Below are 1,067 nucleotides of genomic sequence, written 5' to 3' on the forward strand. Positions count from 1 at the left end.
ACCTGCCTGACCAACTCAAAACCAATCAGCTCAAGCTGGGACTGGCCCGATGACCACACGCGGATTTCCAGATCCTTCACCGGCCGCGGCAAGGTCATGATCCCGTCCAGCAGCACCTTGCCCTCCCCGTCGGGGGTGCATACCAATTCGCCCCTGAACAGCGTCCGGGTGCCCCCTTCGCTCGCCACGTCCAGCCAGCTTTCCGGGTCCGGCCGGTCCATCGCGCCATACGCGCGCAACCGGTACGTGCCGTCAGGTACTTTCGCATACGGGCCGTAAATCAGCATCCCCGGGTTGCCGCTGGCGTGAACCTGACCGCGCTTGTACACCCCGCACTGCGTCTGCATCCGCGGATCCGACGACGGGAACCAGTACCGGGGCGTGTTGCCCACCTCGTAGGCCCAGCGACGCCCCTCCAGCACGTCCAGGAACTGCGCGTAGCTCTGCTGCCACGTCAGCCATTCCACGCCCCGCGAATCAGGCCAGGACCGCCCGGCCGCTCGTCCTTCCAGCCAGTCCGTCAGCGCCGATGCCAGGTCCGACGCCTCGTAGCCGGAAAAATAGCCCGCGTGATCCCCGGCGATTTCCCGGAACACGTCCAGGTCACGCAGCAGCAGCGGGATGCCGTACTGCGCCGCCTCGATCACCGGCAGGCCGAACCCTTCGCCTTCGGAGGCCGACAGCAGCAGGTCGCTGCCCTGGTACAACGCGTGCAGCACCGCGTCACTGGCGCCCTCGAACCAGTGCAACCGGTGTCCTGCTTCCGGATGCGTGCGCAGGCGCTCCACCAGCGATTCGGTTCGCCAGCCCGCCTTGCCCACGATTGCCAGGTTCACCTGCGCGCCTTGCTGCCACAGTTGCTCGAAGGCCTCCAGCGCCTGCTGGTAACCCTTGCGCGGCTCCACCGTGCTCACCATCAGCACCGTCGGGCGCGACTTCAGGGCGTCCAGCCGTGCCTGCTCTTCCGTGCTCGGCCGGCTGCCTGCATCGATCTCCGGGTCCGCGCCCAGGTGGAAATATCCCACCTTCAGCGGCTGTGCGCGCTCGATCTTTGCCTGGTCGAGCCA

At 66.9% G+C, this 1,067-nt stretch carries 1 protein-coding gene; it reads right to left on the reverse strand.

Annotated features, from left to right (window positions below):
* The coding region (locus DVU99_RS19585) for a glycosyltransferase (protein ID WP_157971504.1) at positions 1–1,067 on the reverse strand (1,067 nt) is incomplete at both ends.

The sequence above is a fragment of the Dyella sp. C9 genome, assembly GCF_003332825.1.
Lineage (GTDB): Bacteria > Pseudomonadota > Gammaproteobacteria > Xanthomonadales > Rhodanobacteraceae > Dyella.